Origin of the sequence: Clostridium sp. BJN0001 (genome assembly GCF_022869825.1) — a bacterium.
Taxonomy (GTDB): Bacteria; Bacillota; Clostridia; order Clostridiales; family Clostridiaceae; genus Clostridium.
In genome coordinates this window covers 649,897-675,051 of sequence record NZ_CP094971.1, presented here as the reverse complement: position 1 = coordinate 675,051, position 25,155 = coordinate 649,897, and the positions used below count along the sequence as shown (strand labels likewise).

Annotated in this window: 19 protein-coding genes; 4 read left to right on the top strand and 15 right to left on the bottom strand. The window is 28.2% G+C overall.

The window, feature by feature from the left end; translation table 11 throughout:
- Positions 1-34 precede the first annotated feature (34 nt).
- The 11 genes from MTX53_RS03175 to MTX53_RS03125 form a co-directional block, all read right to left on the bottom strand.
- Positions 35-1,105: an undecaprenyldiphospho-muramoylpentapeptide beta-N-acetylglucosaminyltransferase gene (locus MTX53_RS03175; protein ID WP_244834776.1), complete on the bottom strand. Its 1,071-nt coding sequence runs from the start codon at positions 1,103-1,105 to the stop codon at positions 35-37.
- Between the two features lie 2 nt (positions 1,106-1,107).
- Entirely contained in the window at positions 1,108-2,883 is a 1,776-nt protein-coding gene (gene recJ, locus MTX53_RS03170) for a single-stranded-DNA-specific exonuclease RecJ (RefSeq protein WP_244834775.1), read from the bottom strand.
- Between the two features lie 2 nt (positions 2,884-2,885).
- Positions 2,886-3,437, bottom strand: a complete 552-nt coding sequence (locus MTX53_RS03165; protein WP_244834774.1) for a DJ-1 family glyoxalase III — start codon at positions 3,435-3,437, stop codon at positions 2,886-2,888.
- A 22-nt stretch (positions 3,438-3,459) separates the two neighbouring features.
- Positions 3,460-6,342 carry a DNA topoisomerase IV subunit A gene (locus MTX53_RS03160; RefSeq protein ID WP_244834773.1) on the bottom strand — a complete coding sequence of 961 codons (2,883 nt, stop codon included), beginning with the start codon at positions 6,340-6,342 and terminating at the stop codon, positions 3,460-3,462.
- A gap of 115 nt (positions 6,343-6,457) precedes the next feature.
- Positions 6,458-8,407: a DNA topoisomerase IV subunit B gene (locus MTX53_RS03155; RefSeq protein WP_244834772.1), complete on the bottom strand. Its 1,950-nt coding sequence runs from the start codon at positions 8,405-8,407 to the stop codon at positions 6,458-6,460.
- A 143-nt stretch (positions 8,408-8,550) separates the two neighbouring features.
- On the bottom strand, positions 8,551-9,942 hold the full coding sequence (locus MTX53_RS03150; protein WP_244834771.1) for a glycosyltransferase family 2 protein: 1,392 nt from the start codon (positions 9,940-9,942) through the stop codon (positions 8,551-8,553).
- A gap of 127 nt (positions 9,943-10,069) precedes the next feature.
- Positions 10,070-12,037 carry a FapA family protein gene (locus MTX53_RS03145; RefSeq protein ID WP_244834770.1) on the bottom strand — a complete coding sequence of 656 codons (1,968 nt, stop codon included), beginning with the start codon at positions 12,035-12,037 and terminating at the stop codon, positions 10,070-10,072.
- Between the two features lie 140 nt (positions 12,038-12,177).
- A complete protein-coding gene (gene gdhA / locus MTX53_RS03140; protein WP_244834769.1) occupies positions 12,178-13,524 on the bottom strand; it encodes an NADP-specific glutamate dehydrogenase in 1,347 nt (448 codons plus the stop codon).
- Between the two features lie 302 nt (positions 13,525-13,826).
- Positions 13,827-14,804 carry a rhomboid family intramembrane serine protease gene (locus MTX53_RS03135; RefSeq protein ID WP_244834768.1) on the bottom strand — a complete coding sequence of 326 codons (978 nt, stop codon included), beginning with the start codon at positions 14,802-14,804 and terminating at the stop codon, positions 13,827-13,829.
- A 438-nt stretch (positions 14,805-15,242) separates the two neighbouring features.
- The gene (gene pepF, locus MTX53_RS03130) at positions 15,243-17,036 is read right to left on the bottom strand and encodes an oligoendopeptidase F (protein WP_244834767.1); all 1,794 of its coding nucleotides are present in this window, start codon (positions 17,034-17,036) and stop codon (positions 15,243-15,245) included.
- A gap of 25 nt (positions 17,037-17,061) precedes the next feature.
- Positions 17,062-17,466 carry a DUF6762 family protein gene (locus MTX53_RS03125; RefSeq protein ID WP_244834766.1) on the bottom strand — a complete coding sequence of 135 codons (405 nt, stop codon included), beginning with the start codon at positions 17,464-17,466 and terminating at the stop codon, positions 17,062-17,064.
- A 131-nt stretch (positions 17,467-17,597) separates the two neighbouring features.
- On the opposite strand from MTX53_RS03125, the gene MTX53_RS03120 reads away from it, so the two are divergent.
- From MTX53_RS03120 to MTX53_RS03110, 3 genes are all read left to right on the top strand, one after another.
- Positions 17,598-18,032, top strand: a complete 435-nt coding sequence (locus tag MTX53_RS03120) for a hypothetical protein (protein ID WP_244834765.1) — start codon at positions 17,598-17,600, stop codon at positions 18,030-18,032.
- Between the two features lie 66 nt (positions 18,033-18,098).
- Complete coding sequence (locus MTX53_RS03115) at positions 18,099-18,758, top strand: metal ABC transporter ATP-binding protein (protein WP_244834764.1); 660 nt, start codon at positions 18,099-18,101, stop codon at positions 18,756-18,758.
- Positions 18,752-19,552, top strand: coding sequence for a metal ABC transporter permease (locus MTX53_RS03110; RefSeq protein ID WP_244834763.1), 801 nt, complete (start codon positions 18,752-18,754; stop codon positions 19,550-19,552). Before MTX53_RS03115 ends, MTX53_RS03110 begins: the two co-directional genes overlap by 7 nt.
- On the opposite strand, the gene MTX53_RS03105 is transcribed toward MTX53_RS03110, so the two are convergent.
- Together MTX53_RS03105 and MTX53_RS03100 are read right to left on the bottom strand one after the other, a co-directional pair.
- Complete coding sequence (locus MTX53_RS03105) at positions 19,549-19,971, bottom strand: Fur family transcriptional regulator (RefSeq protein WP_244834762.1); 423 nt, start codon at positions 19,969-19,971, stop codon at positions 19,549-19,551. The two genes, MTX53_RS03110 and MTX53_RS03105, sit on opposite strands and share 4 nt — an antisense overlap.
- Before the next feature lie 52 nt (positions 19,972-20,023).
- Positions 20,024-20,575, bottom strand: coding sequence for a manganese efflux pump (locus tag MTX53_RS03100; protein ID WP_244834761.1), 552 nt, complete (start codon positions 20,573-20,575; stop codon positions 20,024-20,026).
- Between the two features lie 193 nt (positions 20,576-20,768).
- Here MTX53_RS03100 and MTX53_RS03095 point away from each other — a divergent pair, with 193 nt between their 5' ends.
- Positions 20,769-21,992, top strand: a complete 1,224-nt coding sequence (locus MTX53_RS03095; protein WP_244834760.1) for a 6-phosphofructokinase — start codon at positions 20,769-20,771, stop codon at positions 21,990-21,992.
- A 130-nt stretch (positions 21,993-22,122) separates the two neighbouring features.
- Here the strand turns inward: MTX53_RS03095 and MTX53_RS03090 are convergent, their stop codons facing one another.
- Entirely contained in the window at positions 22,123-23,442 is a 1,320-nt protein-coding gene (locus tag MTX53_RS03090) for an aminotransferase class V-fold PLP-dependent enzyme (protein WP_244834759.1), read from the bottom strand.
- A gap of 227 nt (positions 23,443-23,669) precedes the next feature.
- Positions 23,670-24,971, bottom strand: a complete 1,302-nt coding sequence (locus MTX53_RS03085; protein WP_244833646.1) for an IS110 family transposase — start codon at positions 24,969-24,971, stop codon at positions 23,670-23,672.
- Positions 24,972-25,155 lie beyond the last annotated feature (184 nt).

Below are 25,155 nucleotides of genomic sequence, written 5' to 3'. Positions count from 1 at the left end.
GCTCTATTTGTGTAGTTTGATTATTCTGACTATTCTATTTTATACTCTCTTTTATAACCTTTACTACATTTTTTACACCGTTTTTTGAATCGCTATTTTCCATATTTTTGATAAGTTCATTTTTCCTATTTTTAAGTTCTTTTAATTTATTCATCAATGAATCTTTAGAGAGCTCTTCTTCTTCAATCATTAAAGAATAACCTTCTTTTACAAATGATTTTGCATTTAGGATTTGATCTCCCCTGCTTGCATTTTTAGATAAAGGAATTAAAAGTGCTGGCTTTTTTAAAGCTAAAAATTCAAAAATAGAATTTGAACCCGAACGAGATATTATATAATCTGCTGCTGCAATTAAATCTTTAAGCTCCTCTGATACATATTCAAATTGTGCATATCCTTTAGTTTTTTTTAATAATTCATCTTCATTTCCTTTTCCGCAAATATGAATTATATTGAAATCTTTTAAAAAAGTATTAAGATTATTTCTTATCTGAGTATTTATAATTTTTGATCCAAGGCTTCCACCCATTATAAAAATTATTTCTTTATTATCAGTAAATTTGCATATTTTTTTACCTTTTTCTCTGTTTCCTTGCATGATTTCACTTCTTATAGGACTTCCTGTAAGAACGCCTTTATTTCCTTTAATATATTTTAAGCTTTCTCTAAATGTAACACAAAGCTTTGTACAAAAAGGTGCTGATAATTTATTTGCAAGGCCTGGTGTTATATCAGATTCATGAGCTACAACAGGAATTTTTTTGATAGATGCTGCCATAACTACAGGAACAGAAACAAAGCCCCCCTTTGAAAATACAACATCTGGTTTTTCCTTAGATAAAATCCTTAAAGCTTCCAAAAATCCTTTAAAAACTTTAAATGGATCTGTAAAATTCTTTAAATCTAAATATCTTCTAAGCTTTCCAGAAGATATACCATAATAAGGAATGTTATTTTTTCTTATTATTTCTTTTTCTATACCTTTTTTACTTCCTATATACTTGATTTCAAAACCTGATTTTTTAAGTTCTGGTATAAGTGCAAGATTTGGAGTAACGTGTCCTGCTGTTCCTCCACCTGTCATAATTATTTTATGCTTTGCCAAATTTAATTCCCCCTATAGTCATCAATTATTATCTGTACTGAACTATTCCCATTATATTCATTAATTGTAGGATAATAAACAAGATCTAAATATACGTCATTTATAAAACCATTATATAATTTATTAAGTTCTTCTTTCCCAAAAGACTCCTCAATGACTTTTTCAAAGTCTTTTACATCTCCAAAATGAATAGCATCTATATAAAGTCCATTTTTCATCTTTATTTTAAGTTTTATTACATTTTTATCTTTCCCAAAAACATGCATGTTTATAACATTAACTCCTTTTACCCCAAATAAAGGTTTAGAGTTTCCCATTCCAAAAGGTTCTAATGATTTTATTTCATTTATAAGTTTATAGTTTATATTTTCAAGTGGAAGATTTTCATCTATTACAATTTTCTTTACCACGTCTTTATCTGTAAGAGATGTATTTTTATTTAATTCTTCTCTTAATTTATCTATATTTTCTTTATCTAGTGAAAGTCCTGCTGCCATTTTGTGTCCACCAAAACTGCTTAAAAGCTCTTTACATTTAGACAATTCTTCAAACATATTATATTCATCTATTGAACGTGCAGAACCTTTAACCTTGTCTTTTCCATCAGTAAGTATAATGGTTGGAAGATTATATTTTTCCTTTATCCTTCCAGCAATTATACCTGCTAAGCTTTCATGTATATTATCTACATAAACTACAAGTACCTTATCTTTGTCCATATTATTTTCTTCAATTATTTTTACTGCTTTATCTACTCCGGAAGACGTCATATCTTTTCTCTCTTTATTTAAAGAGACAAGTTCTTTTGCAATATTTTGAGCCTTCTTTAAATCTTTTTCAAGAAATAAATCCAAAGCAATTTTAGCAGATTCAAGCCTTCCTGATGCATTTATACATGGGCCTAAGACAAACCCTATATGATATGTATTTATCTTTTTATCTAAAATATCACATTCTGCCATAAGACATCTTAGTCCAACGTTTTTTGTATCTGAAATTTTTGAAAGTCCATTTTTTACGAATATTCTATTTTCTAAGATAAGTTCCATTACATCGCATACAGTAGCAATTGATAAAAACTCTATATAATTTAATATTTCTTTTTTATCTATATTAAATTTTTCAAATAAAAGCTGAACAAATTTAAATGCAACTGAAGCTCCACATAATGCTCTAAAAGGATAGCGTGATTCTTTTATTTTGGGATTTATTATAGCATCAGCTTTTGGCACAGTATATATTTTTTCTCCATCCTCATCTAATGAAAATGGAATATCATGATGATCAGTTACTATTACAGTCATTTTATTATCTTTAGCATATTTTATTTCTTCAGTTGCAGATATTCCATTATCACATGTAAGAATTGTATCTACATCATCCCTTAAAGCATCATCAATAATGTTTTTATTTATTCCATACCCATCTTTAATTCTATCAGGAATTTCATAATCAACATCCTTTGCTCTGCACTTTTTAAGTGCTGTATATAATATATAAACGCTCATAACTCCATCAACATCATAATCTCCAACTATTCGTATTTTTTTCCCTGTTTTTATCTTTTCTTCTATAATAGATACACCTTTTTTTATATCTATTATAGAATCAGGATTATTTAAATTTTTATAAGTTGGATTTAGAAAGCTTTTTATCATGCTATCTTTATATATTCCTCTATTAAATAAAATTCTTGCTACAACTTCTGATATATTATACCTTGCTGCTACTTTTTTAAAATCTGCTTTAACATTTCTAACAAGCCATCTACTTTTCATTATTAACTCCTATAAAGCATTCCTTTTGAAATTTCCTCTGATTCTTTTTCATATCCTAAAACTTCAAGAAGCTTGTATGCAAAAGGAAGTGCAGTTGCAGGTCCTCTGCTTGTTATAATATTTTTATCTACACAAACTTTCTTATCTTCTACATATGTGCATCCTTTCATATATTTTGAAAAGCCTGGATAAGATGTCATTATCTTTCCTTCTGTAAGATCAGCTCTTCCAAGTATAAGAGGTGCTGCGCATATTGCTCCTATAAATTTATTTTCTTCATTCTGCTTTTTTAATAATTTAATAACTCTCTTATCATCTGCTAAATTTGTAGCCCCTGGAAGTCCTCCTGGAAGAACAATTAAATCATAATCCATATTATTTTCATCAAAAATTTTATCTGCGATTATCTTTACATTATGAGCTGAAACAGTTTCTTTTTTATCACTTATTGAAACTAAATCGCAACTTATTCCTGCTCTTCTCATTACATCTGATACAGTAAGAGCTTCAACCTCTTCAAATCCTTCTGCTAACAAAACACATACTTTTTTCACAGTAAATTCCTCCCTAAAAAAACTAATTTATTGTAATATTTTTCACCTTATCATCTAAATTCAAAAGCATTATACTGCTTCCTATTCCTGCTCTATTTTGAAGTTTTATATCAAAAAGCATTATTTCTTTTTTTTCTTTAGATGATAATGCAATCTCTGCTTTTTTATTTTCTGAAACAAATACTGCATTTATAACTTCGTCTTCATCTCTTAAACTTATTCCAGTTACACCTGATGCTCCTTTTCCCATAGGGCTTAAATTTTCACATGGAAATCTTATAGCCATTGCTTTAGAAGTAAAGATAAGAACATATCCTGTCTTTTCTCTTCCTATATCTACAGATACAACCTCATCATCATCAGATTTAAATTTAATAAATACAGCATTTTCAAAGTTATCTTTAAATTCATCTATATATGTCTCTTTTACTATACCATTTTTAGTAAAAATATAAAATGAATTTCCTTTACTATATAGCTTAGAATCAGCAGTACATATTCTTATTATCTTTTCATCACGTAAAAGTTTTCCAATAAACTTTTCCACAGATATTTCTGAATTAATCACATTTTTTAACATAAATGCTTTTATTTTGTGGATTATTCCTTTACTTGTAAAAATAAGCAATTCATCTGAAGAAGTTATTTTTGTCTTTAAAGGACTGTTTTTAATTTTTGAATATGATTTTAATATTCCCTTTTCAGTTATTCCTAAATTCATTTCAAAATAATCCATAGTGCTAACATATTCTACTGTATTTATATAATCATAACTTCCAAAATTAAATACTTTCTGCGGCATTATATTTCTAGCAGTAATAGGAATCTTAGGAACATCTGCTGTAAATTCAAGTCCACTTAGTGTATTTATCTTTAAGAAATTATATTCTTTATCATCTTCTTTTAAAATTACGGAAATAAGAATATCATCATCTTTTAATTTTATAGCCTGAATTTTTGAATAATTAGTAGCAAACATATTAAGGCTGCTCTCTTTCATAAATCCATTTCTAGTTATAAACTTAACTACCATATCTTCTGATAATACATCAGTAGAAATTACACCAATTATATTTTCTTTAGAGAGTTTTAAAGTCTTTATTATTCCGTCAAGTTTTTCTCCCTTTTCTTTCCACTTCATCTCTGGTATATTTATTCCTTTTGTCTGATACATAGATCCTTTATCTGTGAAGAATAAAAGATTTGATACTGTATTTGACTTAACTACAAATTTAAGATAATCTCCCTCTCTATAATCTATATCAGACTTATCCTTATTTACTTTATTATAATTTTTAAGCGGAATTCTCTTTACAAAACCATCTTTAGATACAGAAATCACTATATCTTCAGAAACTATTATGTCTTCTATCTCGATTTTTCCTTTATCATCATCTTTAACGATTTTTGTTCGTCTATCATCTTTATATTCTTCTTGAATTTGTGAAAGCTCTTTCTTTATTACTTTTAAAAGCTCTTTTTCACTGCTTAAAATCTTTTCGAGTGCTTTTATTTTCTTTTTTAATGACTCATATTCTTTTTTAAGAGTATCTATTTCAAGACCAGTAAGTCTATAAAGCATAAGTTCAAGTATTGCATTTGCTTGATCTACTGTAAAATCATACTTATTTATGATATTTTCCTCGGCATCTTTTTTAGACTTTGACGCCCTTATAATCTTTATAATGTCATCCATTACCGATATTGCCTTGATAAAACCTTCAACAATATTATATCTTTTCCTGCACGTTTGAAGTTCTTTTTTAGTTCTCCTTTTAATAACGTCTTTCTGATGCTCAACATAATATTTAATTATTGTCTTAAGCCCCATTGTTTGAGGTTTTCCATCAGCTATCGCAACCATATTTACACTTAAATTGCATTGAAGGTCTGTCTTTTTAAATAAAAACTTTAAAACTTTATCGCATATCTGTTCATCAGTATTCTTTTTAAATTCTATTACTGCTCTTATTCCGTCCCTATCTGATTCATCACGAATATCTGATATTGAATCAAGTGACTTTTGATATCTCTTATCAGCTGTCATTTCTGAAATAGTTTGAAGAATTTTTGACTTATTTCTCCTATATGGGAATTCAGTAATTACAATGCCGAATCTTCCATTTTCAAGTTTTTCAATAGATGTCTTTGCTCTATAAGCTATTTTTCCTTCTCCAGTTTCATACGCTGAGAGTATTGAATCCTCACCTATTAAAATTCCTCCAGTTGGAAGATCAGGTCCTTTTATGTATTTCATAAGCTCTTTAGTCGTAATATCATTATTATCTATATAATTAAGTGTTCCATCTATAACTTCATGAAGATTATGAGGAGGAATATTTGTTGCAAGTCCAACAGCAATTCCAAAAGCTCCATTAACTAATAAATTAGGATATCTGCTTGGCAAAACTACTGGTTCAAGCTCTGAATCAGAATAGTTAAGTGTCATATCAACAGTATCTTTATCTATATCACGAAGCATTAATAAAGCTTCCTTTGTGAGCCTTGCCTCAGTATAACGCATAGCAGCTGCACTATCTCCATCTATAGATCCCCAGTTTCCATGACCGTCAATTAAAGGAACTCTTGTTGTAAAATTCTGTGCTAAAATTACCATTGCATCATAAACAGAAGTATCTCCATGAGGATGATATTTACCTAAAATATCTCCTACTATTCTTGCTGACTTATAATACGGCTTATCTGGAAATGCCTTAAGCATATATGCTCCATATAAAATTCTTCTGTGAACAGGCTTAAGTCCATCTCTTACATCTGGAAGTGCTCTGTCTTTGGCAACTTCTATTGCATACGGAAGATAATTTTCAGGCATAGCATCTTCAAGTGAAACATCTACTATGTTATTATCTTTAGGTATTTTTGCGACTATCTTTTTCTTAGCCATATATCCTTTGTCAAAACCTTATGTAAAATCTATAATACTTTTTTAAATTTTTGCAGTATTTCTAGTTTTGACATACTCCTTTCATTTCTTATTTATTTTTATTTATTAAATCTTATTAAAATTCTCCATACTTATACATATACTTCTTTCTAGGTTCAACAACATCACCCATAAGAAGAGAAACCATTCTCTCTGCTTTTGCAGCATCTTCTATATTTACTTTAAGAAGTGTTCTTGTTTCTGGATTTAGAGTTGTTTCCCAAAGCTGATCAGGATTCATCTCTCCAAGACCTTTATATCTTTGAATTAAACTTCCCTTTCCAACTTTCTTCTTAGCTTCATGAAGATCATCATCACTATAGGCATACTTTACTATGTCTTTGCCCTTTGACTTCTTATAAACTCTATATAAAGGAGGCTGTGCTAAAAATAAATGTCCATTTGTAATAAGTGGTCTCATATATCTATAAATGTATGTCATCCATAAAGTCCTTATATGATAACCATCGACATCAGCATCGCTCATTATTATTATCTTGTCATACTTTAAATCTTTTTCTTTATAATTATCTAAAGTTCCAGTTCCTATTGCTGTATTAAATATTTTAAGTTCTTCAGATGCAAGTACATTTTCAAGTTTTTGTTTTTCAGTATTCATTATTTTACCTTTTGAAGGCATTATTGTCTGAAATCTTCTGTCTCTTGCCTGTTTTGCTGAGCCTCCGGCAGAATCTCCCTCAACTACTATAAATTCATTTACTTCATTATCCTTTAATGTACATACTGCAACTTTTCCAGCAAGAGGTGAAGTTCCTTTTCCAACCTTTTTTCGTTCAGCATCATTTATTTTTTTTATTTTGTCTCGCCTTTTTGCTGCTTCTAGTGCATTATTTATTATTATTGTAGCAACTTCTTTATTGTCTTCAATCCACTCTAAAAATTTTGTATATACAAGATCATTCATCATAGTATATGCTTCAGAGTTTCCAAGTTTTGTCTTTGTCTGCCCTTCAAATATAGGATTTGTAATTTTTATTCTGACTATAGCTGTCATTCCTTCACGAAGGTCATCGCCTTCAAAATCCTTATCTTTTTCTTTTACTAAAGAAAGCTTTTTTGCACCTTCTTTAAATGCTCTTGTCATTCCTGTCTTAAATCCAGTTTCATGAGTTCCAGCTTCTGTAGTTGGAATATTATTTACATAACTTGATATATATTCTGTAGTTGAATCTGTAAATTGTACACAGATTTCACCATACATCTTTATATTTCCAATCTCTCTTTCTCCATCAAATAAAATAGGTTTCTGATGAAGAACAGTTTTACTTTCATTTAAATATTTAATAAAATCAAGAAGTCCATTTTCAGAATAATATTCTTTTTTTACTTCTTCATCTTTTCTTCTATCAATAAGTTCAAGATACATTCCCTTATTTTGAAATGCAAGTTCCTGAAGTCTTTCATCTATTACATCAAATTTAAAGTCAGTAGTAGAAAAAACTTTAGAATCAGGTTTAAATGTAACTTTTGTGCCTGTACTTTTAGACTTTCCTATAACTTCTAGTTCTGTAACCTTAGTACCTGGCATCTTCTTTTTAAGCTTTTTATCATACGCATATTCAAATCTTTGTTTATATACATTGCCATTTTGCTCAACTTCAACTTCAAGCCATGTAGAAAGTGCATTTACAACCGCAGCACCTACTCCATGAAGACCTCCTGATGTCTTATAATTTTTATTATTAAATTTTCCACCAGTATGAAGTTCAGTAAATACCATCTCAACTCCTGTTTTTTTCTTTATAGGATGTATACCTGTAGGAATTCCTCTTCCATTATCTATAACCGTAACGCTTTTATCTGCATTTAATATTATTTTTATTCTGTCTCCATATCCATTTGTTATTTCATCTATAGAATTGTCTATAATTTCCCATATACAATGATGAAGCCCTTTGCTGCCTGTTGAACCTATATACATTCCTGGTCTTACTCTAACCGGTTCAAGTTTTTCTAAAGATGTAAGTGACGTTACGTCGTATGATACATTTTGTCTTTCTTCCATACTTTTCCTCCTATAATCTATTTTGTCTTTCTATTTCAAATATTCATTATATCATAAAATCCAAATTAAAAATAAAACTGGTGAAAGTACTAAAACATTCACCAGTATATTAACTATTTTATATAATTATAATTCAAATATTTTTAGACATCACATATTTCTATATTTCTAATATGCTTTGTGTGATTCCAGTCTTTATTGTTTTTATTAAGTATGCCTTGAATTGTTATTGGAATCCATGTTAATGTATAGAATCCATAAAGAAGGAATCTAAAGAATAACATAAGATTTTTCTTTCCAAGAAATACTAAAGTAATTACAAGGAATAAAAGATTAAATCCAATTACATAAAACCAATAAAATTCTGGCTCATTTATAATCTGAGCAAGATATGGTATTAAAAATACATTGCTCGAATATAAACCCATTATTATAAACATAGGAATAGAAATCTTCTTTTCAACAACAAGTATTAAAGGTGTAATTAAAAATTGTAATAATGCAAATGCTTTCCACCCAGCATCACTAAACAAGTAATTTATTACAAATATATTAAGACCATGTGCACTATTTAGCTGCACAATTGTTAAAATAGCTGAAACTGCAAGCATTAGTGTTATAAATGGCTGCAAAACATATAATGCACAATCAAACATAAAGAATTTTCTCTTTACAATTGATTTTTTTAAAAGTTTGAAAAAATATCTTGATGCAACATCTGTAAATCCTTGCATCCATCTCTTTCTTTGTGTCCATGATTGAGCAAGTTTTAAAGGCTTTTCATCATAAATTATAGCATCATGTGCCCAGCCAACTTTTCCACCATTTAAAACAAATTTACATGTAAATTCAAGATCTTCAGTTAGACATGTTGCGCCCCATCCAAGTTCCTTTAATGTTTCAGTCTCAATTGCAAAACCAGTTCCTCCAATTTGATTTGAAAGTCCTACATTAGCTCTTGCAAGCTGGAACATTCTATTTTGAGTCCAAAAAGCAATTGAATACGCTGTTGCGATCCAAGAATCATCAGGGTTTTTACTATCTATATAGCCTTGTACAACTTTATATCCCTGCTTTAATTTTGAGTCCATTTCCTTTAAAAAGTCTTTATGTACAAGATTATCTGCATCGAAAATGGCTATAGCATCGTATTTTTTATCCATCTTAAATAGCTTAGAAAACATCCATTCAAGTGCATATCCTTTACCTTTTTTGTCTGCTACAAATCTTTCACAGACATTTACCCCATATTCTCGAGAAACTTCTGCTGTCTTATCATCACAATTATCTGCTATAACATATATATCATATAACTCTTTCGGATAATTCAATTTCTGCATACTCTCTATAAGGCTTCCAACTACTACCTCTTCATTATGTGCTGCAATAAGCAGTGCAAATCTATTTTTAGGATTATAGTCTTTTTTTTCATTTTTTCTATAAAATCCAAAAAAGCCTAATACTAAATAATATAATGATAATCCAAAAACAAATATCTGAAAAATAGCAGTTATGGTATAAATGTATTTTCCCATTACATCCACTCCTATATTTTTATGAACAATCTTATTCATTTTTTTAAGTATTAATAATCATACCTAATTAATGATATTTCAAATTTTGATAAAAATCAAGGATATATTTCTTAAATTTAGATTAATATTATTCAAGTTTTAATTTCTCTATTATAATTTTCCCATCTTTTGACATATAAGCTTTTACATTTCTGGAAGCTTCATCAAGTCTTAAAGACTTTCCATCAAATGAAAAAATTGTATTAGGATAAGCAACATCAGCAGTTATTATAGAATCTTTTGATGCTTCAATTTTTGTAATAACTCCAGCACTACTTCCTACAGTTTTAAGTTCTACATTTCCTCCAGCAGAAATAACTCCTCCTCTTGATACTGCATCTTTCATAGTGAATTTTACATCATTAAATGCAATAAGCTTTGATACAAACTGTCCTCCACCTGTAACTACTATATCACCTGTTGATTTAATAGTCGAATTTTGCGAATAACCCACCTTAGTATTAAGATTTATTATTACATCATCGTTAAAATCTATTTCATTTTGAAGAAGTTTTGAAAGTTCAATAAGTTCACCAATCCTTCTTATTTTAAGTGCATTTATTCCAACTATCCTATTTCTTATGATATTCATAAGTTCACTATCAACAATACCCTCATGTATATTATACGTAACTATGTTAAGTGATAAACGTGGTATATTTTTGTATCTTTTTTCTATTAATAATTTTATAACTCTTCCCACATTTTTATCTTTTGAGTATTGTGTGAGTTTTCTTGCAGCATCAGTCATATTATCTATTATTATTTTATACTCTTTTAAAGTATTTATATAATTTTTCTTTTCCATATCATATGCTCCAGCAAGAACTATTGAATTTAATACATTTCCATTAATTACAATATCTCCTTCTGATACGATAGTCGCAGATTCAACATTTTTTCCTATTGTAGTTGTGTTTCCTGATTTTACCTGCATACCTTCTGTAACATTTCCATAAATCTGAACATCACCAACAAAATTAATATTTCCAGTCTTCATATTAACTTCAGTAACCATATACATATTGTTAACAGTCAATACTCCGTTTTTTACATTTCTTCTTCCTTTTCTTGTAGCAAAAACCTTATCACCATTAATTTCACAGCCTTCTCCAACTTTTACAGGTCTGTTTTTTATTGTTTTTTTCTTAATTACATGTCCATATACATCCTGACCATCATGTCCTTCAATTCTCTCTTTTACTTTTGCTAAAAGATCTCCTTTTTCAACATTTTGTATGCTGTGAAGATTTTTATAATCTATTCTTCCATTCGTATTTTTTATACTTGGAGCAGTAAGATCATCATTTTCATTAATATTAAATGTATATTCAAGTTTAGATGGTATATCATCCATTTTTTCAATTCCTTGTGCAATTAAAACATCATCTGCTCCATCATAAGCAATTTTGTTAAAATCATCTTTTATTATTCCAAATACAATTCCATTATCTTTAAGATATTTTTCTATTTCATCATATGTATATTTATTACTATCTTTGTTTACACATTTTTCAGATTTTAATGCCAAATGTCTTCCGCTTTTTGCATCTTGAAGTTTATATATATACCCTAAAAAATATTCAATTTTTATATAAGCTTTCATTCTATCATCGCTTAATCTTATGCTCATATTTCTTTTAGGTTCTGTAATTTCAGATTCATATTTTATTTCATCAAGTCTTGTAATCGAATACTTTTTGCTTTTGTCGCATAGATTTCCATTTATATATAATTTTCCATTTTGAGGTGATTTTATAACAAATGACTTTTCATCATCTATATCTCCAAATATAGTTATTATTTGATCTTTTACCTCAATGCCTGATTTTATATCATCTACACTATCTTCCTGTTCAATTTTCTTTGAAAAAATTTTTCCACCTTTTAAATCTTTTTCTTCTTTTTCATAATCTACTATAATCTTTATGATTTTTTTAAAAAGTTTTCTTTTTATATCTATTTTGTATGTAAAATTTTTTCTAGGCGTATTAAGCTTTTTTTCTGCTTTTAAAAGACATTCTTCAAGTGTCTTTCCAATAAATGTTTCAGTCATATTTTCCACCCCTTTAATACTCTACTATATACACATTATAACATAATTTTACAGACTATACTTAAATAATACTTATAAAAAAAGTCTCATATCCTTATGGATATAAGACCTTTTTTAATTCTATTTTAAGTAAATGCTTATTAGCAGATACCTTGAGCCATCATAGCTTCTGCAACTTTCATGAAGCCAGCAATATTAGCTCCTGCTAATATATTTCCTTTAACTCCATATTCCTCTGCTGCATTCTTAGAGTTATGATAAATATTTTTCATTATAACTTTTAATTTGTTATCAACTTCTTCAAATGTCCATGAATATCTTATGCTATTTTGAGACATTTCAAGTGCTGAACATGCAACTCCACCAGCATTTGCAGCCTTTGCAGGTCCAAATAATATTCCATTATCTTGGAATACTTTAATCGCTTCAAGAGATGAAGGCATATTAGCTCCTTCTGAAACAACCTTTACTCCGTTTTTAACTAAGCTTTCAGCTGATTCCTTATCAATTTCATGCTGTGTAGCACATGGAAGAGCTATATCACATGGGATAGTCCAAATTCCTTTGCATCCTTCGTGATATTCTGCAGTTTTAACTACATCAACATATTCTTTTATTCTTCCTCTTCTAACTTCTTTTATTTCTTTTACAACATCTAAATTAATTCCATTTTTGTCGTAAATATATCCGTTAGAATCGCAAAGAGCAACTACTTTAGCTCCAAATTCTTGAGCCTTTTGTGTAGCATAAATTGCAACATTTCCTGCTCCTGAAATAACAACAGTCTTTCCTTTAAAGCTCATGTTATTATCTTTTAACATTTCTTCAGTAAAGTATACAAGACCAAAACCTGTTGCTTCTGTTCTTGCAAGACTTCCTCCAAATGTTAATCCTTTTCCTGTAAGTACGGCCATATCACTTAATGATCTAAGCTTTTTATAATATCCATAAAGGTATCCAATCTCTCTTCCCCCTACTCCGATATCTCCAGCTGGAACATCCATGTTTCCGCCTATATATTTATATAATTCAGACATAAAGCTCTGACAAAATCTCATTATTTCATTATCAGATTTTCCCTTTGGATCAAAATCTGATCCACCTTTTCCTCCACCTATTGGAAGTGAAGTTAATGAATTTTTAAATATCTGTTCAAATCCAAGGAATTTTACAATACTTAAATTAACTGATGGATGAAATCTAAGACCGCCCTTATATGGTCCTATAGCACTATTAAACTGTACTCTAAATCCTCTATTAACTTGTACATTTCCGTTGTCATCAACCCAAGGTACTCTAAATATAATCTGTCTTTCTGGTTCTACTATTCTTTCAAGTAAACCTGCTTTAACAAATTCAGGATGTTTATCAAATACTGGAACTAAAGAATTTAAAACTTCTGTTGCAGCATCTAAGAATTCCTTTTCATGTGGATTTCTATTGCTTACTTTTTTTAAAACATTTGAAACATATTCTTTTCCGCTCATTATTACATCTCCCCTTATGTTATTTACATATGTTACGATATAATGATACACTAATTTTTTATTCAATACTATAATTTTTTTACACAATATTCTTATATATGAAAAATTTTTTACATTTAATATTTATTTAGTTTCATTTTAACGTTTTAATTATTTAAGCATATATTTTTTATTAATTTAATAAATATATATCTTTATTTATTATTCTTTTGATTATTTTTCATAAAATAATTGCATTTCTATTTTTATAACAAAATAAATTATAAAATAAAAATGCAATTATTATATACATATATAAATTTTTATATTTTTCTTCTTTTATATAAAATGAAGCCTAATATTACTCCTCCTATAAGTCCTCCTATATGTGCAAAATTATCTATATTTGATGCATTAAATCCTATAAATAAGTTTAAAGCTATAATTACTATTATATTCATAATAACTGCTTTATTCACTCGATTACGCTCTATTATAACCACAGAAAGCATTGATCCTAAAATTCCAAATATTGCACCTGATGCCCCTATTGACACCTGATAATTATTATTATTTAAAATAAGTCCTAAAAATGATGCGCTTACTGCTGTTAATAAATATAGAATTACGTATTTAACTTTTCCAAATAATCTTTCTATTTGCGGTCCTATTATGTAGAGAGAATACATATTAACTGTAATATGAATAAGTCCTCTATGTAAAAATGCACATGTAATAAGCCTATAATACTCATTATAATAAAAAACCCTTATTCTATTTAATGCACCGTAGCTCAAAAGTACAGATGCATTTATATCTAATATGCTTTTAGACTTAATAACCGTCAGTAAAAATAACATTATGTTAATAATAATTATTGTCCATGTAATATTATATTTAAAAGCACTATTCTTTTTTTTATTATACTTTTTAGAAATTATAGAATTTAATATCTTTCTTAATGGCTCACAATTACTATCGCATGATATAATATTGCCATTTTCAGAATTAATAACAAGTCTTCTTACTTTATCATTTTCTATATACACATAATCATGATCTGTAAGAATTACTGCATTTAAAATAAACTTCTTCTTATATGATTTCATAAATTCTAACGCTTCAGATACAGCTACAGATTCGCTTTTATCATCCGAAACGATAACAACATAGAGCCCTCCCTCTACATCTTTTATTGCTACATAACAGTTCTTTTCTAAAATCTTACTATAATATTCTTTTATATAAAATTTATTCGAATTTATAAGTCTGTTAAAAAATACTTTTTCAAAACTTTTCATAAAACACCCCCCTTTTTTAATTGACAATTGACAATGGACAATTGACAAATTAATTTATAATTGATGATTTAGGTGGAAATTCCAATCCAATTGAGAATTAATAATGGATAATTGATAATTTAGGTGGAAATTCTTCCAGAATTTCATTATATGGTTTTTTGCGATTCTCGCAAAAAACTTAAAGGTTTCGCCTGAAGCGAAATCTAAATAAATTCTACGTTTCTGCGATTTTGAGCAGAAACAACCATCTTTGTCATTTGTGATTTGTCCTTTGGTATGTCATTTAGATTCATATTCTCGCAAAAAACTAAAGCTTTCGCTAAAAAGAGCGAAAGCTCATAAATTTTGGGGTTTCTGCGATTTTGAGCAGAAACTTCCCCATTTGTCATTTGTCATTTGTCCTTTGTCCTTTGTCCTTTGTCCTTTAGTATATCCTTTTTACTGTATTTCCTTCTCTATCATAGAAAGAAGTTCATTAAATCTTGATATAACAGCTTTCATAGGTGCATCTTTTGTCATATCAACACCTGCTTTTTTCAAAATTTCTATAGGATAATCACTTCCACCTGATTTTAAGAATCCTTTATATTTAGAAACTGCATCCTTTTCTCCGTTTATTACTGATTTTGCAAATGCTGATGCTGCTGCATAGCCTGTTGCATACTGATATACATAAAAATCAGAATAGAAATGAGGAATTCTTGACCATTCTACATCAATTAAATCATCAACTATTATATCATCGCCAAAATATTTAACATTTAAGTCATGCCATATTTTATCATAATCCTGTGCTGTAAGAGGAGTTCCTTCAGCAATCTTATCATGGATATAAAGTTCAAATTCTGCAAACATTATCTGTCTAAATACTGTTGTTCTTATCTGCTCAAGCTCTTGATTCATTAAATAAAGTCTCTTATTTTTATCTTCCTGTTTTGAAGTTAAATAACGAACAAGTATAGACTCATTAGTAGTTGATGCAACTTCTGCACAGAAAAGTGTATAGCCAGAATAAATATAAGGCTGCTCTTTTCTTGAATAATATGAATGGATTGAGTGACCCATTTCATGTGCAAGTGTAGAAACATCATTTAATTCATTGTTGTAATTTAGAAGAACATATGGCATTGTATCATATACACCCCATGAGTATGCTCCTCCTTTTTTACCCTTATTTTCATAAATGTCTATCCAGCCGTCTTCAATTCCTTTTTTGAATATTGATAAATATTCGTTTCCTAAAGGCTTTAAAGCATCTAAAACAATATTTACAGCTTCATTAAATTCAATATTTTCCTTAGGTGTATCTATTACTGGTACATAAAGATCATACATATGAATCTCATCAAGTCCTAAAAGTTTCTTCTTTATCTGAACATATCTCTTTAAACTATCTAAATTATCATTTATAACCTTTATAGAATTTTTATAAACTTCAACTGGTATATTGTTAGGATTTAGTGAAGCTTCTATAGGGCTATTATATTTTCTAACTCTGCTATGCATATTAAAGTTTTTAACTGAACATGTAAGAGATGTTGCTAAAGTATTTTCAAACTTTTTATATTCAGAAAATAATGTATCAAATACATCTTTTCTTACTCTTCTGTCCTTACTTTTAATAAATGATGAATAGTTTCCTTCAGTAAGTTCTACTTCTTTTTCTTCTTCATTTTTTATCTTTCCAAAATGCATATCTGCATTAGTTAATACATTGTGGATTGCATCTGGTGCATCTAAGCAATCAGAAGCAGTTGCAAGAAGTTCTTCCATTTCTTTTGATAAAATATGAGGCTTTTCCTTTAATATATCTTTTAAAAGAAAATCATACTTCTTAAGCTCTTCATTTTCTTCTATTTCTTTTTCAATAAATCCATCCTCAAAAGATAATATCTCTGGAACAAAAAATGATGTGTAGCTTGAAAATTCAGCCATATAAATATCTATCTTGCTCATAAGAGACTGAAAAGTATTATTTGATGTATCTTCATCAGATCTTAAATGCGCATATACGTATAGCTTTTCAGCAAGTCTTGAATATTTTTCATCTAACTTTAAATATTCTAAAAGCTTATCTACATCTTTAAGCTTTCCTACAAAATCTTTAAGAGATGGTGCTTTTTCTTTTAAAAGCTTAAAGTCTTTTTCCCACTCATCGATATTTTTATATATTTTGTCTACTCTCCATTTATATTTCTCATTTATGTCTTCTCTTTTTCTTACTTCTATCATTATAAAAGTCACCTTACCTTATACCTTATAAATTTTTATATTCTTCTTCTTTTCCTTTAATATCATAGAATACTTTATTAAATGCATTATAAATTAAATCTATGCACTGATAAAGTTTTTCCTTTGTTAATTCATAGTCATCTTCATATTTAAATTTTGCTATGTATGTTGGATTATATTCTTCTGTCATCTCTTCTAATTCAAATCCTGCGTCTAAAAAACTCTTCTCATCAAATAAATCGTATATTGCAGAATATTCCCATTCTTCAACATCTTTATTCGTATCAAAGTAAACATATACTGTTTCATCTAATAAATATAGTTTTTTTATATATAAAGCTTTTTCATCAACCTCAAAACTTCCCTTTTCTGCTTTCACATATCCTGTTTCTTTATCTTTTTCCATTAAAACCAAACTTGAAAAATCCATTTAACTACCTCTTTTCTAAAATAAATCTTTAAATTAATTATATCAGATTAGTATAAAAATTAAAATTTAATATTCATTATTTACATTTTATGGTAAAATTATATATATCTTATTTTATGGAGGTCTTATTTATGTCATCTAATTTAGCTTTAAAAAAGTCATTAGACCAATCTATTACTTCAGGAAAAAAAACACATTTTAAACACTTAAAAAAAGTAAATAGAAAAATAAACATAAGAATTTATATAACTCTTCTCCTTTCATCTATTATTATTTCTTCATTATATATATCTTATAACATATATAATAATTTTGAATGTAGAGATCTTTCATATTCAATTGAATATAATTTTACACATGGTATATACTCTGAAGATAAATTTTCTTTTATAGAAAAAATTTCACTTGTTCAGTCTTCTGAAAATAGGGCTATTGTTAAAATAACAGGTCTTGATAAAAAACCGCCTCACAAAAGAAAAATAGTAATATCAAGTTTTATAAAAGATGACCACAATATATGGACTTTAGAAAAAATATATACTAGTACCAATTATTTTAATAAATAATATTAACTTGCAACTCATTTGCAGACAAGTGTATAATAATAAAGTGTTTGTGAGGAGTTGATTTTTTTGATTAAAATAGAAAATTTGTCCTTTTCTTATTGTAAAGGACAAAGATTACTTAACAATATAAATATTAATATACCAGATGGAGTGTATCTATCATTTTTAGGTGAAAATGGAAGCTGTAAAAGCACAATTATTAAACTTATATTAGGTATTTTAAAACCTGACTTTGGAAAAATTACAGTGAATACAAAAAAAATTGCATACGTTGCACAAAGACTTGATAATTTTAATACAGAATTTCCAATTACAGTTAATGAGCTTTTAAAATGCCACGCAAAAATTTTTCATATAAAAAGTGAAAAAGTAATAGACGATGCACTAAAAAAAGTATCTATGACAGAATTTAAAAATAATCTCATAGGGAAATTATCAGGTGGTCAAATGCAGCGTGTATTTATTGCAAAAGCTTTAATTGGCGATCCAGAATTAATACTACTTGATGAACCCTCAACAGGAGTTGATGAAAAAAATCAGAAAGAAATGTATAAAATTCTTCAAACTTTAAATAAAAAATATAAGAAAACAATAATTTCTGTAGAACATAATAAAAAAATAGCATTAAAATATTCAACTCATATTTTAACAATTAAGAATTCTGTTCTTTCGCTTTATAAAAAAGACGATTATGAAAAAATGCTCAAGGGGGATTCTCTATGTTAGAATTATCATTTATGCAGAACGCATTTATAGCTGGAATATTTATTTCTATTTTGTGTCCTTTTATAGGTATTTTCATTGTACTTAGACGATATTCTATGATTGGTGATACTTTATCACATGCATCATTTGCAGGAATTGCAATAGGACTTGTATTTGGATTAAGTCCTCTATTTACTGCATTTATATTTACTACAGCTTGTGCATTAGTAATTGAAGTACTGCGAAATTATTATAAAAAATATGCAGAACTTGTTATGTCTATAGTCCTTACTTTAAGTCTTGGTATTGCAATTATACTTATAAGCAGCGGAAAAGCTTCCGCAAAAGTAGATTCATACCTTTTTGGAAGCATTCTTACAGTAAATAAAAGTGAGCTTATAATAATGGCTATAGTTTCAACTATATGTATAATATTGCTTATACTTTTATACAATAAACTCATTTATGTAACATTTGATGAAAATTCGGCAAAGACATCAGGAATAAATGTTAGTCTTATAAATTATATTTTTACAATACTTGTTGCATCTACAATCTCAATGTCACTTAAAATAATGGGAATACTTGTAGTGTCATCAATAATAGTAATCCCTGTTGCAACAGCTATGCAGCTAAAAAAAGGATTTAATAAAACACTTATTCTTTCCATTATATTTGGATTTTTTGATGTAATATCTGGTCTTGTTCTTTCTTATTATATAAATAGCGCTCCAGGAGGAACAATTGCACTTATATCTGTAATTCTCCTTTTAATCGTTCTTATAATAAGAAAATTTTTAGGTATTGAAGATTAGAATTTTTCTTTTTTCTTCTTACAGTCGCTACATATTCCTTTAAGAATAAGTTCATGCTCTGTAAGTGTAAATCCAGTTTCGTCTTCAACCATTTCTTCTATCTGGCTCATAGGGCACGGAATTTCTACTTTTTTGTGACATATATCACATTGTAGATAATGCCTATGGGCATTTTTTATAAGTTTATATGCAGAAACTCCATCTTGGAGCATAATCTTTTCAATAATAGATTTTTTCTCAAATAGTTCTAAAGTTCTATAAACTGTGCTTAAATTTATATTTATATTTTTATACGTAAATATGCTATAAATGCTTTCTGCAGACATGCTCTTATCTGATTCAAAAAGAAGATTTAAAACTTCTTTTCTAGCTTTTGTAACCTTAATCTGCTTCGACTTTAAGATTTTAACGGGCTCCATAACATTAATTATCTCCTCACATAAAAAACTAAAACAATTATAGCATAAATATTTAAAAGAATATCATTTTTAAAGCAAAAAATACAAGTACTCCCCCTCCAAAATAATCAGCATATCTGCTTATAAGCTTAAACTTTCTAAGATTTCTTGACAAGAAAAATGCTACCGTACTCATAAATAATGTTACAAGTCCTATAAATACTGTGTCAGTTAATAAAAGAACATTACTTGCTATTTTATGAAGTACCGTAAAGCCTATAACAAGTGCATCTATGCTTACAGATATCCCTAAGATAATTAACATTCCTCTTTTTATAAATATCTTATCTTCTTTTTCTTTAAATCCATCTACTATCATAAAAATTCCAACAATTAAAATCACAATTCCTCCTACAATAGATGGTATATTCATTATATATATATCAAAAAGGTGTCCCGCTATCCCTCCTATATATGAAAAAAGGAACTGAAATATAGCAAAAGATAAAATAAACTTAATCTTATTCATTTTTTTAATTGACTTATTTAAACCTATGGCAAGTGAAACTCCAAACGCATCCATTGAAAGTGCTAGAGCTATAATAAAAATATCTTTAATATCCATAAAAACTCCTGATACTTATTGTTCTATTATTAATACAAATATTTAGAAAATAATAGAACCTTTATAATAATATTTTTATTAATATAAAAAAAACACTTTATAAATTATCTCTTTTATTGTATATTGTTATAGAATACTATAAATACGTAATTGTATATCACATATAACCATATATATATCAAGGAGGATTTTTATGTCAAATTGTATAGTTGCTCAATCCGGAGGTCCTACTTCAGTTATTAACTCAAGTGTTGCTGGACTTGTAAATGCAAATATCGAAAAAAATATATTTGAGAAAGTTTATGCAGGTTTAAATGGAGTTGAAGGTATTTTAAATGAAGATATTATAGACCTTTCTTCTATTTCAAAAGAAGATATAGATACATTTAAATTCACACCATCTTCAGGGCTGGGATCATGCAGATACAAATTAAAAAATATAGAAGAATCTGATGAAGAGTATAAAAAGCTTATAAATATATTAAGGAAATATGATATAACATCATTTTTCTACATAGGCGGAAATGATTCAATGGATACAATAGCCAAGCTCTCTAAGTACGCATCAGAAAAAAATATACATATTAATTTTATTGGAATTCCAAAAACAATAGATAATGATTTAATGTATACAGATCATACACCAGGATTTTCAAGTGCAGCAAAATTCATAGCTACATCTACACTTGAAACATATTTAGACGCATCAGTTTACATAAATAACGGAATATTTATTTTAGAGACAATGGGAAGAGATGCAGGATGGCTTGCTGCTTCAGCATGTATTGCTAAAATAAATAATAAAAAAGTTGCAGATTTTATCTATCTTCCAGAAGCAGTATTTGATAAAGATAAGTTTATTTCAGATGTTAAAGAAAAATTTGAAAAACAGAATAAAGTATACATAGTAGCTTCAGAAGGTATAAAATACAAAAATAGTCATTTTGTTTCTGAAACTGAATGTACATCTCATGATAAATTTGGACATATACAGCTTGGTGGTGTCGGAAATTATTTAAAAACACTTATATTAGAATCAGAAATAACTTCAAGAGTAAAAGTTCTTGAACTTGGAATACTTCAAAGATGTTCTATGCACTCAGCATCACTTACAGATATTAATGAATCTTTTGATGCAGGATATAATGCTCTTTTAGCAGCTAACAATAATGAATCTGGGAAAATGGTTTCTATAGTACGAGAATCTGAAAATCCATATAAAGCATCATATTCTTTAATAGATGCAGATAAAGTAGCAAATAAGATACGCTACTTCCCTAAAGAATGGATAAATAAAGATCAGAATAATATTTCAAAAGAAGCAGAAGATTACTTCATTCCTCTTATTAAAGGAAATGTAAATGCTAAATTAAATAATGAAGGTCTTCCAAAATATAAAGTATTTCATAATAGATAAATTTAAGTCTTAAGAGGACAAGCACTTATAATTCCATTTTGTAATTAAAGAATTTAAATTATAATCATGGGGTGTTTCACAAAATAAAGTGTAACACCTCATTTTAATCCTCTTCAAAATAGAATTTCATTTACTTATAAACGTATAGTGAAAAATTATTTTTTGAAATATCTTCAACAGCATTTAAAAAAACATCTATTTCTTCTTCTGTATTGTATGGTGCAAAACTAAGTCTTATCATTCCATACATCTTTTTATTTTTATCATATAAATATTCAGAAGCTTTACTTTCTGAAATATTCATAAGTCTTCTGCAATACGGGTGTGCACAGAACCATCCATGCCTTACTTGAAGCCCATACACTTTTGAAAGATATTCTGAAACATCTCTATGATAAATTCCATCAATATTAAATGTTAATATTCCAAGTCTGTCGTCAATTTTATCACAATCGCCATAAAGTATTACCCGGGGAATACTTTTTAGCCCATCAAGTGCTCTTTTTAGAAGAATACTCTCATGATTTTTTATAAAATCATAGCCTATATATTCAAGAATATCCATTGATTTTATAAGAGACATTGCCCCCATAAGATTTTGTGTACCAGCCTCATGTCTTTCATATCCAGATAGTGAAAAATCGTGATTATCTAAAACAAGTTCAACTGTACCTCCACCATAATAATCTGATTCTACTTTATTTAGTTCTTCTTTAAGTCCAATTATGACACCTGTTCCAAAAGGTGCATAGACTTTATGAGCAGAAAAAACTAAAAAATCTATCTGCTCGTCATCATATTTTTTCTGAATAATAACCTTTCGATGTGATACTATCTGCGCACCATCTACTATAATTTTAGCATTATACTTATGCACAATTTTAGCTATTTTATTTATGTCATTCACATATCCCGTAACATTAGAAGCTCCCGTAAGCGAGACATATTTGACTTTCCCTTTATGCTTTTTCAGCAGGGTTTCAATTTCATCTATTTTTAATCTTCCATCTTTATCCACTTCAATGTAATCAACCTTACCAGTTTTTCTCCAGGGGAGATCATTTGAATGATGTTCCATTCTAGATAATAGTACAATTTCATCTTTTTTTCTTTTTAATATTTTTGATAATTTGTTTATTCCTTCAGTAGTATTTTTAACATATATAACCATATATTTATCTTTATCTTTTATATTAAAAAAATTCAAAAGATATTTTTTTGACTCTTGATACATTTTAGTAGATAATTCTGCCTTCTGTCCTGTTCCTCTTCCTATAGAAGCATAATATTCACACATATCCTCGATATACTTTAGTTCAAGAATAAAAGGAGGAGTAGTTGCAGCATTATCAAAATTTATGCAATCTATATATTTCCCCTTATAATCACAAACTTTCGTATTTACTCCTGCGAACAGGTTTCTTATTTTATTATTATCCTTTATATTCATCACACATCTCCTCCAATATATCTTATTCCTATATGATATTTATTGTTAATACTCTTTATTAAGTGTAGCTGTACTATTTTTATTTTTTAAACATATAAATAAAAGTAGCAGAAAAAATAGACCAGCTAATAATAGTCAAGTAAATTTCTAAAAAATATTAATTCTAAAAAAGTGCATAGCAAACAAACCGTTCAAAAACACGAACGATTACAAAAACAGGAAATAAATTAAGCTACCTTATGTAGATGCTTATTTTCTAAAAACATTTGTTTATGTAGTTTAGGATCTCTTTGTTCAAAGGGCGTTTGATCTCGAAGAACAGCAAAAATATAATTCAATATTTTGTGCATTATAGCAACCAAAGCAACTTTAGCTTTTTTGCCTTTTAGATTAACTTGATAGTATTCCAATAAAACTTTGTTTATAGGGATTCCATTACGATTACGCCTAATTGAGGCAAGAGCTACAGCATACAATGCTCTTCGACCGATTCGAGTTCCACGTTTGGATATTTTGCATTGGTCACCTTGAAATTTACCAGACTGATTAATAGAACTGTCTATACCAAAGAAAGCTACAAGATGTTTAGGCTTAATAAAGCCGTTAATATCACCTATTTCAGCTATTAAAGTAATAGCTGTTAAGCGTCCTATTCCTGGAATTGAATTTATTAATTCAATATTATTTCTGATAGATTCAGGAAATTCAGATGATTCAATCAGTGTGTTGATTTCATTTAATAAGTTATCTATTTGTTCTTCAAAAGCTTTTATTAATGCCAAAGAACTAGATATTTTAACAGACAAACCGCTTAGCGGAACGCCAATAGTCGCAGCTTCTTTTGCAACAGCAATTAACTTTGAATAGATGTTTTCAGACCAAGTTAAACCTTTTTTAGATTTTTCAACAAGAATTTTTAGTATATCTTCTTTTGAGGCATCTATTATTGATTTTGGAGTTGGATAGTTACTTAAAATTTCAAGTGATGTATTAGATGTGGAATCTGAAAATACAGTATTGTAATTTGGAAAGATAACTCTCAAATCAGCAGATAACTTCTTTTTATAAATAGAACATGTATCTGTAAGCTTATAGTATTCTCGCACGATATTTTTCAAAAGAAAAATATCAAGATCATTTGGCGTAGATAACTTAATATTTTGAAATTTTCCTATGTTCGCAATAGATAAAGCATCTTTTTTATCATTTTTCACTTTTCTTATATCCACATTTTTGTTACACTTAGTAACGAGTGGATTGATAACAAATGTGTTATCAAAATTATTATTAAGATAGTGGAAAAGAGATAAGTGGTACACACCAGTGGACTCCATGAAAATGCCAGTTTTCATGTTAAACTCTTCTTCCACTTTTTTTATTTCATTAACTAAGTAATTGAAGCCGCTTACGTCATGCTTTATCTTAAATGATTTTTTATAAACATCACCATTAGGTGCGAGTATTGCAGCATATGAAAAATCAGCTGAAACATCAATTCCAACTACAGGACTATTAAAAAATTTAGACATTGTATATATCTCCTTTAAATTAAATTTGAGATAGAATAGAACTTCCAATCTATCAGATAGCTTATAACCTTGTTTGTGACACGGGTAATTCCCAAAGGGAAACCCAACCAGCTAAACATAGAATTCTACCTGATGGAATGATACGCTAACTTACGGGTATAGGTTCTAAATAAACCTCCCAGGA